The organism is Erwinia sp. CGal63 (assembly GCF_037026505.1).
GTDB lineage: Bacteria > Pseudomonadota > Gammaproteobacteria > Enterobacterales > Enterobacteriaceae > Erwinia.
The window spans coordinates 260167-272218 of record NZ_JAKUMN010000003.1 but is presented as its reverse complement, the minus strand read 5'-3'; the positions used below and the strand labels follow the sequence as shown (position 1 = coordinate 272218).

The 12052-nt window shown below is 55.6% G+C and carries 16 protein-coding genes and 1 other RNA gene; 12 read left to right on the top strand and 5 right to left on the bottom strand.

All coding sequences use genetic code 11. The features are described 5' to 3' along the window. Nucleotides 1–50: 50 nt before the first annotated feature. The 7 genes from MKZ79_RS12575 to MKZ79_RS12545 all read left to right on the top strand — a co-directional run bounded on the left by MKZ79_RS12575 (nucleotide 51) and on the right by MKZ79_RS12545 (nucleotide 3250). A complete protein-coding gene (locus tag MKZ79_RS12575; protein WP_336142653.1) occupies nucleotides 51–722 on the top strand; it encodes a DedA family protein in 672 nt (223 codons plus the stop codon). Next, nucleotides 722–1093, top strand: a complete 372-nt coding sequence (mzrA, locus tag MKZ79_RS12570) for an EnvZ/OmpR regulon moderator MzrA (protein WP_336142652.1) — start codon at nucleotides 722–724, stop codon at nucleotides 1091–1093. Before MKZ79_RS12575 ends, mzrA begins: the two co-directional genes overlap by 1 nt. Nucleotides 1094–1258: 165 nt before the next feature. After that, a complete protein-coding gene (locus MKZ79_RS12565; RefSeq protein WP_336142650.1) occupies nucleotides 1259–1633 on the top strand; it encodes a DUF1090 domain-containing protein in 375 nt (124 codons plus the stop codon). 41 nt (nucleotides 1634–1674) lie between these two features. Beyond that, nucleotides 1675–1980 carry a DUF883 family protein gene (locus MKZ79_RS12560; RefSeq protein WP_125290365.1) on the top strand — a complete coding sequence of 102 codons (306 nt, stop codon included), beginning with the start codon at nucleotides 1675–1677 and terminating at the stop codon, nucleotides 1978–1980. A gap of 2 nt (nucleotides 1981–1982) precedes the next feature. After that, nucleotides 1983–2375 (top strand): phage holin family protein, encoded by a 393-nt coding sequence (locus MKZ79_RS12555; RefSeq protein WP_336142649.1) that lies wholly within the window; start codon nucleotides 1983–1985, stop codon nucleotides 2373–2375. Beyond that, the gene (locus MKZ79_RS12550; RefSeq protein WP_336142648.1) at nucleotides 2375–2656 is read left to right on the top strand and encodes a YqjK-like family protein; all 282 of its coding nucleotides are present in this window, start codon (nucleotides 2375–2377) and stop codon (nucleotides 2654–2656) included. Before MKZ79_RS12555 ends, MKZ79_RS12550 begins: the two co-directional genes overlap by 1 nt. Nucleotides 2657–2857: 201 nt before the next feature. Further along, entirely contained in the window at nucleotides 2858–3250 is a 393-nt protein-coding gene (locus MKZ79_RS12545) for a DoxX family protein (protein WP_336142647.1), read from the top strand. Nucleotides 3251–3692: 442 nt separating this feature from the next. Here the strand turns inward: MKZ79_RS12545 and MKZ79_RS12540 are convergent, their stop codons facing one another. After that, the gene (locus tag MKZ79_RS12540) at nucleotides 3693–3983 is read right to left on the bottom strand and encodes a hypothetical protein (protein ID WP_336142646.1); all 291 of its coding nucleotides are present in this window, start codon (nucleotides 3981–3983) and stop codon (nucleotides 3693–3695) included. Nucleotides 3984–4294: 311 nt separating this feature from the next. Here MKZ79_RS12540 and MKZ79_RS12535 point away from each other — a divergent pair, with 311 nt between their 5' ends. Further along, on the top strand, nucleotides 4295–5281 hold the full coding sequence (locus MKZ79_RS12535) for a glutathione S-transferase family protein (RefSeq protein WP_336142645.1): 987 nt from the start codon (nucleotides 4295–4297) through the stop codon (nucleotides 5279–5281). Nucleotides 5282–5286: 5 nt separating this feature from the next. Here the strand turns inward: MKZ79_RS12535 and MKZ79_RS12530 are convergent, their stop codons facing one another. Further along, on the bottom strand, nucleotides 5287–6201 hold the full coding sequence (locus tag MKZ79_RS12530) for a LysR family transcriptional regulator (RefSeq protein ID WP_336142644.1): 915 nt from the start codon (nucleotides 6199–6201) through the stop codon (nucleotides 5287–5289). A 127-nt stretch (nucleotides 6202–6328) separates the two neighbouring features. Between MKZ79_RS12530 and MKZ79_RS12525 the strand changes: the two genes are divergently transcribed. Further along, nucleotides 6329–7033: a pirin family protein gene (locus MKZ79_RS12525; RefSeq protein WP_336142643.1), complete on the top strand. Its 705-nt coding sequence runs from the start codon at nucleotides 6329–6331 to the stop codon at nucleotides 7031–7033. Between the two features lie 87 nt (nucleotides 7034–7120). Here MKZ79_RS12525 and MKZ79_RS12520 read toward each other — a convergent pair whose 3' ends face one another. After that, nucleotides 7121–7342 carry a hypothetical protein gene (locus MKZ79_RS12520; RefSeq protein ID WP_336142642.1) on the bottom strand — a complete coding sequence of 74 codons (222 nt, stop codon included), beginning with the start codon at nucleotides 7340–7342 and terminating at the stop codon, nucleotides 7121–7123. Between the two features lie 153 nt (nucleotides 7343–7495). Between MKZ79_RS12520 and MKZ79_RS12515 the strand changes: the two genes are divergently transcribed. Beyond that, nucleotides 7496–7846: a hypothetical protein gene (locus MKZ79_RS12515; protein ID WP_336142641.1), complete on the top strand. Its 351-nt coding sequence runs from the start codon at nucleotides 7496–7498 to the stop codon at nucleotides 7844–7846. A gap of 433 nt (nucleotides 7847–8279) precedes the next feature. Here MKZ79_RS12515 and rnpB read toward each other — a convergent pair. Both rnpB and rsmI read right to left on the bottom strand, forming a co-directional pair. Further along, nucleotides 8280–8657: RNase P RNA component class A (rnpB, locus tag MKZ79_RS12510), an RNA gene on the bottom strand. 32 nt (nucleotides 8658–8689) lie between these two features. Next, nucleotides 8690–9547, bottom strand: coding sequence for a 16S rRNA (cytidine(1402)-2'-O)-methyltransferase (rsmI, locus tag MKZ79_RS12505; RefSeq protein WP_336142640.1), 858 nt, complete (start codon nucleotides 9545–9547; stop codon nucleotides 8690–8692). A gap of 62 nt (nucleotides 9548–9609) precedes the next feature. Here rsmI and MKZ79_RS12500 point away from each other — a divergent pair, with 62 nt between their 5' ends. Together MKZ79_RS12500 and MKZ79_RS12495 are read left to right on the top strand one after the other, a co-directional pair. Next, nucleotides 9610–11679: a penicillin-binding protein activator gene (locus MKZ79_RS12500; RefSeq protein ID WP_336142639.1), complete on the top strand. Its 2070-nt coding sequence runs from the start codon at nucleotides 9610–9612 to the stop codon at nucleotides 11677–11679. Continuing rightward, the gene (locus MKZ79_RS12495) at nucleotides 11637–12029 is read left to right on the top strand and encodes a YraN family protein (RefSeq protein WP_336142638.1); all 393 of its coding nucleotides are present in this window, start codon (nucleotides 11637–11639) and stop codon (nucleotides 12027–12029) included. Before MKZ79_RS12500 ends, MKZ79_RS12495 begins: the two co-directional genes overlap by 43 nt. The last annotated feature ends 23 nt before the right edge of the window (nucleotides 12030–12052 follow it).

Sequence of the window (12052 nt, the reverse complement as noted above, 5' to 3'; positions counted from 1 at the left end):
GTGACGAACTTTGCCGGAACATGGCTGACAATGATGTTCAGGGAAACTTTATGGATACTATCAAAGCACTGGTTTATGCCCTGTGGCACCAGGATTATGTCATGTTGGCCGATCCTTCTTTGGTCTGGGCAATCTATCTGGTGCTGTTTATGATCTTATTTCTGGAAAATGGCCTGCTTCCCGCCGCTTTTCTGCCGGGCGACAGCCTGCTGATACTGGTTGGCGTGCTGATTGCCAAAGGCACCATGAATTTTCCGCTAACGCTGTTTATCCTTACCACCGCGGCCAGCCTGGGCTGCTGGGTCGGTTATATTCAGGGACGCTGGCTGGGCAATACGGCGACAGTGCAGCGATGGCTTGCCCATCTTCCCGCGCAATATCATCAGCGGGCGCACGCGCTGTTTCACCGCCACGGTCTTTCCGCCTTGCTGATCGGCCGGTTTATCGCTTTCGTCCGCACGCTGTTGCCGACCATCGCCGGGCTTTCGGGCCTGAATAACGCGCGTTTTCAGTTTTTTAACTGGATGAGCGGGCTGCTGTGGGTATTGATCCTCACCGTGCTGGGCTTCGCGCTGGGCAAGACGCCGCTCTTTCACAAATATGAAGATCAGCTGATGGTCGGCCTGATGATCCTGCCGCTGCTCTTGCTGTTTATCGGCCTTTTTGGGTCGCTGTATGTTTTATGGAAAAAGAAACGGACTATGGAGAAAGGAAACTCATAATGAAATCTCGCGCTTCTCTGAAACAGACGCTGAGTCTGCTGGCGCTGGCTTCGGTCGCGTTGACCGCCGTGATGCTGCTGCCAACGCTGTTTCGCAGCGAAACCGCGCTACAGATACGGGCCTCGCGTCAGGGGGCCATGCTGCCGGATGGCTTCTATGTCTGGCAGCGGCTCAATGCCGAAGGCATTCATATCAAGAGCATTACGCCGGATAAAAACTCGCTGGTGATCACCTTCGACTCGCAGGAGCAAAGCAGCGCCGCCGAAAAAGTGCTGCGCCGCCTGCTGCCGGAAAATCTCGATATCGCCCATTCCGAACAGAATGCCGACTGGGTCAGCCGCATCGGCCAGCGTCGGCAAAGTATTGGTTAATCTCCACGCCCGGTTATCCTCCTTCCGGGCCCTCTATCCTTAAGAATCTTCTCCCTTTTTGAGCTTTCCGAATTTCCTGACTATGCTTAATTAGCCGGCGGCAGCCGGCAAGCATGACAGGATTAACTGGGATACACGCGATCCCACACAACGGAAGGTCACTTTATGAGATACCGCACGATCCTTGGCCTCAGCCTTTTATCCCTGACCACTTTCGCTCAGGCGGCAGACTCGCTGTGCCTGCAAAAAGAGCAGGATATCCAGCACGAGATCGATTTAGCCCGTCAGCATGACAACCAGCGCCGTGTTACCGGACTGGAGCGTGCGCTGACGGAAGCTCGCGCAGGCTGTACGGACGGCAAGCTGAAGGCCAGCCATCAGGAAAAGATCAAAGATCTGCAGCAGAAAGTGGAAGAGCGGCAAAAAGAGCTGAACCAGGAAAGAGCGGACGGCGATGATAAAGAGAAGATCGCCAAGCGAGAACGCAAACTGGCAGAAGCAAAACGTGAACTGAAGGAAGTCCAGGCTGCCCCTTACTGAAGCAGGCCTGGTTCTCATTACCGATAATAAAGGAGTTTGTTATGTCAAAAGATATCACTTCCGATCACCTGCGTGCGGAATTAAAAAACCTGGCGGATACGCTGGAAGAAGTGCTTAGCAACACCACCGATAAGTCGAAAAACGAGCTGGATAAGCTGCGCAGCAAAGCGCAGAGCGCGCTGAAAGATACGCGTGCCCGCCTGGGCGATTCTGGCGATCGTCTCGCCAAAACCTCGCGCGAAGTCGCCGACAACGCTGACGTTTACGTGCGTGAAAATCCCTGGACCAGCGTAGGTATCGGCGCCGCTATCGGCGTAGTGCTGGGCGTTCTGCTGACGCGTCGCTAACAATGGCAGATTCCCAGCAAAGCCAGGGCCCGGGCAAAGGGGTCATCAATATCGGACAGCGCATCGTTACCACCCTGGTCGGGATTGTGGAAACCCGCGTCAGGCTGGCGGTGGTGGAGCTGGAAGAGGAGAAGGCTAACCTTATTCAGCTGCTGATTATGGTAGGTCTGACCATGCTCTTCACCGCTTTCGGTCTGATGAGCCTGATGGTATTGATCATCTGGGCGGTGGACGCGCAGTATCGCCTGATGGCGATCGGCATCACCACGGCGGTGCTTTTTGGTCTGGCGCTAATCTTTGGACTATGGACGCTGGCCAAATCACGTCGCTCCACGCTTCTGGGCGCAACCCGTAAAGAGCTGAAGTCCGATCGTAAACTACTGGAGAAAGATTAATGAGCCGCGACCGTGACGAGCGCAAGGCCGAGCTGCTGCGCCAGATCCAGCAGCAGCGGCTCGATCTCAGCATTCAAAAGAAATATTTTCTGGAGAGCACCGCCCGTTACGATCGCGGCTGGCTGACGCTGGTTAGCCTGAAGCGCTATATCGCGGTCGGCAGCGGTCTGGCGGCAATCTGGTCAGTACGTAACCCACGCCGCATTACCCGCTGGGCCAAACGTGGTTTAGGCCTCTGGAGCACGGTGCGGATGGTGCGCAACTTTATGCCAGGTCGTTAATCTCTTGTCCGGATTCAGCTGAGCTGCATCCGGACAATCAGTTTTTCTGAAAAACTTTGACAGTTTAACTCGCTTACAATCCCCGACCATCACGAATATTATCTTCTGCAACGACCGGTACTTAGCGAATTTATCGCGTCATTACTGGCTTCAGAGCGGCTGCGGGCATTCCCAGCCAGACTATTTTTATCGGGGATTATCATGAAAAAATTAGAAGATATCGGTTTTCTGGCTGCGCGTATCCTGATGCCTGTGCTGTTTATCGTCGCCGGCTGGGGAAAAATCACCGGCTACGCGGGCACTCAGCAGTATATGGAAGCCATGGGCGTGCCGGGCTTTCTGCTACCGCTGACTATTTTACTGGAGTTCGGCGGCGGCCTGGCCATCCTGTTCGGCTTGCTGACCCGCTTTACGGCCATTGTGACCGCTATTTTCACGCTCATTACCGCCTTTGTGTTTCACAGCAATTTCAGCGTGGACGGTAACTCTATTAGCTTTATGAAAAACCTGACCATCGCTGGCGGCTATCTGCTGCTGTTTATTACCGGCCCGGGCGCTTTGAGTCTCGATCGTCTACTGAATAAAAAGTGGTAACGATTGCCCTGCTCTGTGGCGAGCAGCTGGCAGAATGCAATGCCGCCTCTGGTTAAAACAGAAAAGCGGCTTGCAGTGCCGTTCTGCCCAAAAGCATTAACGCCGTGTAAGTTATCCCCGACAGCAATAGCGCTATTATCGGACTATCGCTGCTGAAAACAGAGGCTAATAACCTTATTAAGGATAATCAGAAACGGCAGTCAGCCTGCGATTTTGGTGGAAATCATTATGGGATTTTTCTGGACAAATAATCAGGCCAGAAAGAAAATAATATTAAGATAATCTATATGATAACGTGATTATCTTTTACCTGACTCGCCAGACAAAAAAGCGGAGCATAGCGCTCCGCTTAATAAATGAAAAGTCAACCCTGACGGTTAATTTCACACCAACATGATTACTTAAGTTAAATTAACTTATAGCTATGTGGGTTTGTTTTATTTCAGGCCTGATTTTTTTCTTTAATCTGGTTAATGGCGCTGATACCAAATTTCACAATGCCGACAATACCGCTGCCAATGTTGCTAATGGCCGTAACAAAGTCACGATCCAGCAGGCTGCCGATACCGAAGCCCAGAGTGCCTCCGGCAGAAGTGGCGTCAGTTGTCAGACCACCAGCTTCGGTTCCCTGGTCTACAATGCTACCAATAGCGGTACCAATGCTTTTACCGAGATCGGAAAAAAAGCCGGCACCAGAAACCACAGACACTTCATTTACGTTTAGTTCACGCATAAATATCTCCTTGTTAATAAAATTCCAGCCCTCTACAGGGCGCTGCAATATTAATAAAACGCAATAAATAAAGTCAAACTTTAAATATAAATACTATGGATAGCCTGCTTTTTATTTTATAAATATGCGTAATTACAGAAATAAACAAATAATTATTGGAAAATGAACTCTGTTATTATTTGAATGACAAACGGCTCTCCTGACGCGTCAGGCCTCTGTTTTGTCGAAAAAACAACCCCGGCAAAAAGAATTTTTAGCTGTGCTATATTTAAATTCTATTCTGCAACCAAAATTTCATTTATGGAGCCTGTATGGGACAGTTAATTGACGGCGTCTGGCACGACAACTGGTACGACACGAAATCCACAGGCGGCCGTTTTAAACGCGCCGATTCCGCCTGGCGCAGCTGGGTAACGCCTGACGGCTCTGCCGGCCCCGATGGTAAAAGCGGCTTTCGCGCGGAAGCGGATCGTTATCATCTTTATGTTTCTCTGGCCTGTCCCTGGGCGCATCGCACGCTGCTGATGCGTAAGCTGAAAGGCCTGGAAAAGCTGATTTCAGTGTCGGTAGTGCATCCGCTGATGCTGGAGAACGGCTGGACTTTCGACGAGAACTTCGAGGGCGCGACAGGTGACAGCCTCTATCAGAATGAATTTCTTTATCAGCTGTATCTGCATGCGGACGAAAACTACACCGGTCGCGTTACCGTGCCTGTGCTGTGGGATAAGCAGCAGAATACTATCGTCAGTAACGAATCCGCCGATATTTTAAGAATGTTTAACAGCGCATTTGACGCCGTTGGTGCCCGCGCCGGCGACTACTATCCTGCCGATCTGCGTCAGAAAATCGATGACATTAACGGCTGGGTCTACGACACCGTAAACAATGGCGTCTACAAGGCTGGCTTCGCCACTTCTCAGGCTGCCTATGACGAAGCCGTCACGGCGCTGTTTCAGTCGCTGGATCGCCTGGAGCAGATACTGGGACAACATCGCTACCTGACCGGCGACCGCCTGACCGAAGCGGATCTGCGTTTGTGGACCACGCTGGTACGCTTCGATCCGGTGTATGTCACCCATTTTAAATGCGATCGCTATCGCATTGGCGACTATCTGAATCTTAACGGCTTTCTGCGCGAAATCTATCAACTGCCGGGCATAGCGGAAACGGTCGATCTGGCGCATATTCGCCATCACTATTACTGCAGTCATAAGACGATCAACCCGCACGGCGTGATTTCGACTGGCCCCGCGTTCAACTGGGATGAACCGCACGGGCGCGATCTCCGCTTCCGCTAGCAGCCTTATCCCTTAGGCGGCGCCGGACGCTTCGCCAGCAGCTTAGGGATTTCCCGCAGGCACCAGGCCTTGGCTTCGCCCATGCTGTCGCGACGCCAGGCCATAATGATATCGACCTCTTTACTGTATTCCGGGCTGACCACTCGCAGCCTTCCTTCCGCGACATCCTTTTCCACCAGCGGCCAGGGCATGGAAGCCACGCCAAGTCCCGCCAGCAGCGCGCGGCGTTTATCTTCGATAGAGCTGACGGTCAGCCGCTGCTGCTTATCCAGCAGCTGAACCGTCAGTACCGGCCGTTCGCGAGCCGTATCGGCTACGGCGATGCCGCGATATTTTACGCGAGAAATTTCCGACAGCGGTTCCGGCTCCTGATGGATAGGGTGATCCGGACTGGCGACAATCACGCTTATAATGCTGTAGAGCTTGCGAGTGTTGATCTCCGAAGAGGCGCGAAAGTGCATATCCGGCGCGATAACGATATCCGCCCTTCCCTGTTCCAGCCGCTCCCAGGCGCCAGCCAGCACTTCAGTCACCAGCGCGATCTGCGTATTAGCTTTCTCAGCGAGCTTATCCACCAGCGGAAAAAGAGACTCGGATGGCACCAGCGCTTCGGCCACAATGGTCAGGTGCGTTTCCCAGCCGCGCGCCAGCGCTTCCGCGTCGGTAGTCAGCTTGTCGGCCGCTTCCAGTAAAATCCGCCCTCGCTCCAGCAGCATACGGCCTACGTTGGTGAATTTGGTACGATGCCCGGAGCGGTCGAACAGCACGACATCCAGCTCTTCTTCCAGCTTCTGCATGGTGTAGCTGAGCGCCGAAGGAACTCGTCCCAGCTCGTCTGCCGCCGCGGCGAAGCTGCCGCGCCGATCGATAGCATCCATCACTCGCAGCGCTTCCAGCGTCAGAGCGCGATCTTTAGCCATAGCTATTCTCTGTCAGGATTTTTGAACATGGCAAGCAGATTAACTGGCTAACAATCTGCCGTCCAGCGTCTTACCATAGGCACATAATAAAGGCCGGCGCAGTATGTCGGCCAGTCAGGAGGAAAGCATGATTATCAGTCGCACCGTACAGCAGTGTGGTAAAGCCGATTACGGCTGGCTGCAGGCGCGCTACACCTTTTCCTTCGGCCACTATTTTGATCCAAACTTGCTGGGCTACGCCTCTTTACGCGTGCTCAACCAGGAAGTGCTGACACCAGGGGCTTCCTTTCAACCCAGAACCTGGCCAAAGGTCGACGTTCTGAATCTGATCCTGCAGGGCGAAGCGGAGTATCGCGACAGCCATGGCGGCTGCGTGGCGGCAGGCGTGAGCGATGTGCTGCTGCTGGCCGCCCAGCCCGATGTCAGCTATAGCGAGCACAACCTCAGCAGCGAACAGCCGCTAACGCGGATGCAGCTCTGGCTGGATGCCTGTCCCGAGCGGGAAAACGCGCCGGTGCAGCGCCTGGCGTTGACGAAAGAGGCGAACTATACGCTGTTGGCTTCGCCTGACGGCGTGGATGGCAGCCTGCAGCTGCGGCAGCAGGCCTGGGTGCATCATGTGCGACTAGAGCCGGATGAAGCCTGTACGCTGCCGCTGCACGGTTCGCGCGCCTATCTGCAGTCTGTCCACGGCAATTTGACCGTGACGGCCTCTTCAGCGGACAAGCAGACGCTGGCCTGCGGCGATGGCGCTTTTATTCAGGAAGAAAACAGCATCACGCTGGTGGCGAATACGCCAACGCGCGCGCTGATAATCGACCTGGCTGAATAGCCGTTACCTGTTTTTATCCGGAAGCCATCGGCGCAATGACGCCGACAGCATAGTTTGTGCGAGCAGAACGCGCGGCGGCTTTTAGCGCTAAGAGACGTTGAATAAACTGATGGGCACGGCAACTCTTTCGCCAATCGACCAGCCTTTTTTGCCCAAAATGCGCTGCGGCGTATTATCCGGAACGGTGAAATAAAAGGTATTGCTCTCTTCCTCCACGCTTCCCTCATCCAGATCCTCCGGATCCAGATCCATCTCGTCCAGCTCTTCTTCGGTCAGCCCCAGATGGGTTGCCAGTATCGATCTTTTCATTATTTCACTCCTTATTGCTTACCTTTGAAGTTAAGCAAAGATTCTTCTTACGCGCCTTTTTGTTTTGCGGCTTTAGCGAAACGATATCGATTCATCGCCCGTTGAAGCCCTATGGCTTACTTTTGATTCCACTGAATTATGGGAGAGCGTAGAGTGAAAAAACGGCTGGTTGTTTCTCTTGTTTTACTGAGCGGCTGCGTCGATTTGGGACGCGTGGGTATGCATCCTGAAGTAAAAGAAACCGAGCTGAAGGGCAATCCGCCTGAGGTTGCCGGTTGCCTCTTTTCCGCGGCGCTCGATCAGCGCCTTCGGCTGGAACGGGACGATCCGCTGTCTGCGGATATTGAAAGGTATAATTTGACGACGCGGAATGGCGATAAGGTTGCCTGGGTCGAGGTGTCGGCGGCACCGCGCAAGCGATCCAACGTCTCCTTCTATTATGCCAAAGAGGCCAGCGCCGCCGTTTCCGCCATGATTGCGCAGTGCGAGGACGCGCGTTTTTAGGCGGGCCGCTTATCTGTTACCCGCAATATCAGGGGCAACGCCTGGCGCACAAAGCAAAAAACCCGCCTAAGCGGGTTACAGATTGCTGACAAACCTGAATCGTCCCTGGGTTTTGGCTTTTTTTCTACAGCAACACGGCAGCTTCATAGCGGCAGAGGCAGAGCGGATAAGCGGACCGTTTGGCGCATGGACGCGCCAACCGAGCCATCAGGGATGATTTCACGGCGTGTCCGTGTTCCGATCTGCCTCTGCTGCTCTGTCACTGATTTAAACGCGACGAGGGAGTTTTTCATCAACCTCTAACCCGCCGAGGCGCTGAATGCGTGAAGCTGACCGGTAAGCCGCTTTCTTTTCATAAATAGCGTCGTGGACAGTCATTCATTTTTAATACACAGAAAGCAAAAAACCCGCCGAAGCGGGTTTTCTACTGAAAATGTGAAGCTGACCGGTAAGCCGGGTTCTGTCGTGGACAGTCATTCATCTAGGCCAGCAATCGCTCACTGGCTCAAGCAGCCTACCCGGGTTCAGTACGGGCCGTACCTTGTGAACCCCTATTTGGCCTTGCTCCGGGTGGAGTTTACCGTGCCGCGAACTGTTGCCAGCCGCGCGGTGCGCTCTTACCGCACCCTTTCACCCTTACCTGATCCCACAAGTGGGCCATCGGCGGTTTGCTCTCTGTTGCACTGGTCGTGGGCTTGCGCCCCCCAGGCGTTACCTGGCACCCTGCCCTATGGAGCCCGGACTTTCCTCCCCTTTGTCTGTCTCCCCCGAAGGAGGACGGCAACAAAGCGGCGACTGTCTGGTCAGCTTCGGCGCGGATAATAGGGCATTCCGCGCGATTTGTCACCCCTCTTGCTGCTCCAGCGCATACTTATAGAGCGCATTCTTTTTTACGCCGTGGATTTCAGCGGTCAGCGCTGCCGCTTTTTTCAGCGGCAGCTCCTGCTGTAGCAGCGCCAGCGTGCGCAGCGCTTCCGGCGGCAGCGCATCTTCGGCGGCGTGATAGCCTTCCACAATCAGCACCATCTCGCCCTTGCGACGGTTTTCATCCTCTTTCACCCAGGCCAGCAGTTCGCCTACCGGCGCGCCGTGAATAGATTCCCAGGTTTTGGTGATCTCCCGCGCCAGCACCACATAGCGCTCGCTTCCCCAGACGCTGTCCATATCCTGCAAACTTTCCAGCAGGCGATGGGTCGATTCATAAAAAATCATCGTGCGCGGCTCCTGCTCCAGCGCGCGCAGCACATCGCAGCGGCCTTTGCTTTTGGCCGGCAGAAATCCTTCGTAACAGAATCGATCGGACGGCAATCCCGCCGCGCTTAATGCTGTAATCGCCGCGCAGGCGCCAGGCAAAGGCACCACGTTGACGCCCGCCTCGCGGCAAAGACGTACCAGATGATAGCCAGGATCGTTGATCAGCGGCGTGCCGGCATCGGAAACCAGCGCTATGCTTTGTCCGTCACGAAGCTTCGCCAGCAGCGTTTCCGCTTTCTGCTGCTCGTTGTGATCGTGTAATGCGAACAGGCGCGCATTGATGGCGAAATGTTGTAGCAACAGCCCGGTATGACGTGTATCTTCCGCAGCGATCAGATCGACGCCCGCAAGCACCGCAAGCGCGCGTTGGGTAATATCGCCCAGGTTGCCGATCGGTGTAGGGACGATGTAGAGCGTGCTGGCCGAAATCTCTTCGCGTTGTTTCATTGTTTGATCCGAATTGCCGATTTAATATTGAGCATCTTGAAAAAAACATAACTGGATACAGTATGCTTCCTTCGAAAGTCATTCATAACAAAGCAGGACGCTGCGTGCCTCTACTGCTGGCTGCCCTGATTTTTGCCGGCTGTTCCGGCCAAAGCCCGCAGGCGCCGACGGTCAACGTACAGGGCGCCGCGCCAGGCTCTTCCGACTCCTATTTGCAGCAAATGCAGCAAAGTTCAAATGATAACAAGGTTGACTGGCAATTACTCGCAATCCGGGCGCTGCTGAACGAAGGAAAGATCCCGCAGGCCAACGATCAGCTCGCCAGTCTGCCGCAGCAGCTAAGCGACGTGCAGCATCAGGAGTTGCTGCTGCTGCAGGCGCAGCTGAAAGTCGCGCAGCAGGATGCGGGCGGCGCGGCCCAGTATCTGCAGCAGATCGATCTCGATTCGTTATCGAAAGAGCAGCAGGCTCGCTACTATCAGCTGCAGATCGCAGGCAGCCAGGGACTTCCGCTGCTACGCGCTTATATCGCACAGGAGCCGCTGCTGACCTCGCCTGCCGATAAGCAAAAAAATATCGATGCGACCTGGCAGGCGCTGAGCCAGATGACGCCGGCGCAGGCGAACAGCCTGGTGATTAACGCCGACGAAAACACGCTGCAGGGCTGGTTGGATCTGCTGAACGTCTATAAAGCCAACGCCAGCGATCCGACGATGCTGAAAGCGGGCATCAGCGACTGGCAGACGCGCTACCCTAACAATCCCGCGGCGAAAATGCTGCCGACGGCGCTAAGCCAGGTGCAGAATTTTCAGCAATCCTCTACCAATAAGATCGCGCTGCTGCTGCCGTTAAACGGTCAGGCGCAGGTGTTCGCCAAAGCGATTCAGAAAGGGTTCGACGACGCCAGAAACGGCGCGCTGGCGCAAAGCGCTGCGCCGGTTCAGGTTCAGCCTCAGGCTGATGCCGCGCCTGCTGAAGCGGCGCCTGCCGCAGCACCGAACGCCGTCAGCCCTTCCGCGCCGGTTTCTGCTGACGCCAACGCCGCCAACAGCGCATCTGCTACGCCAGCCGCCAATAGCGCCCCGACCGCTGCCGCCGCTATAGCGCAGCCTGCCGCGCAAAACGGCAGCGTCGCCCAGACCGCGCCGCCATCCAGTTCGGCGCAGGTTCAGGTGTACGATACCAGCAGCCAGCCGGTAGACCAGATTCTGGCGCAGGCGCAGAAAGACGGCGCCACGCTGGTGGTCGGCCCGCTGTTAAAAAGCAACGTCGAAAAGTTAGCTGCGGTGCAGACGCCGCTGAACATCCTTGCGCTTAACGAGCCGGAAGCCGTACAGAACCATCCGAATCTTTGCTACTTTGCGCTTTCTCCTGAAGACGAAGCGCGCGACGCCGCGCATCATATGTGGGATCAGGGCAAGCGTTCGCCGCTGCTGCTGGTGCCGCGCAGCTCACTGGGCGATCGCGTCAGCAAAGCCTTTGCCGCCGAATGGCAGAAGCTGGGCGGCGCCACCGTGCTGCAGCAGCAGTTCGGTTCGCAGAGCGAGCTCAAGCAGGGCATTAACAGCGGCGCGGGCCTGCGCCTGACCGGTACGCCGGTCGTTACTCAGCCGCAGCAGTCGCAGGACGTCACTATTGCGGGCCTGACTATTCCGGCGCCGCAGACGGATACACCGTCAGCGACAGGCGACGGCGGCGTGGATTCGCTCTATATCGTGGCGACGCAGGATGAGATGGCGCTAATCAAGCCGATGATCTCCATGCGCGTCAGCAGCCGCAATATGGCGCAGATCTACGCCAGCTCGCGCAGCTACCAGGCCGGCAGCGGCCCGGACTATCGTCTGGAGATGGAAGGCGTCCAGTTCAGCGATATTCCACTGCTTTCGGGCGCCAACCCGGCGCTGATGCAGCAGGCAGCCAAAAATTTCAACAACGACTACTCTCAGGTTCGTCTGTACGCCATGGGCGTAGACGCCTGGACGCTGGCTAACCACTTTAACGAAGTGCGCCAGCTGCCGGGCTTCCGCCTGCAGGGAGAAACCGGCGACCTGAGCGCTAACCAGGAGTGCGTGATCAACAGGAAGTTGGTATGGAGCCAGTATCAAAGGGGACAAATCGTTCCGGCCTCCTGAGCCGTCAGCAAACCGGGGCGGGCTATGAGCTACAGGCCCGCCGCCTGCTGGAGCGCGCAGGATTAACCTTTGTCGCGGCCAACGTTCGCTATCGCGCTGGCGAGATCGATTTGATTATGCGCGACGGAGAAACCTGGGTTTTTGTTGAGGTGCGCTATCGCCGCAACGATCGTTTCGGCGGCGCCGCCGCCAGCGTGACCCGCAGCAAGCAGCAGAAGCTGCTGAAAGCCGCAGCCTTATGGCTGAACGAACGCCGGAGCAGTCTTGAAAGCGCCCGCTGCCGCTTTGACGTGGTAGCGATAACCGGCGCCACTATCGACTGGCTGCCCGATGCTTTTACGGCGGAGTAATTTCGCCAACCATTTGCCAGGTG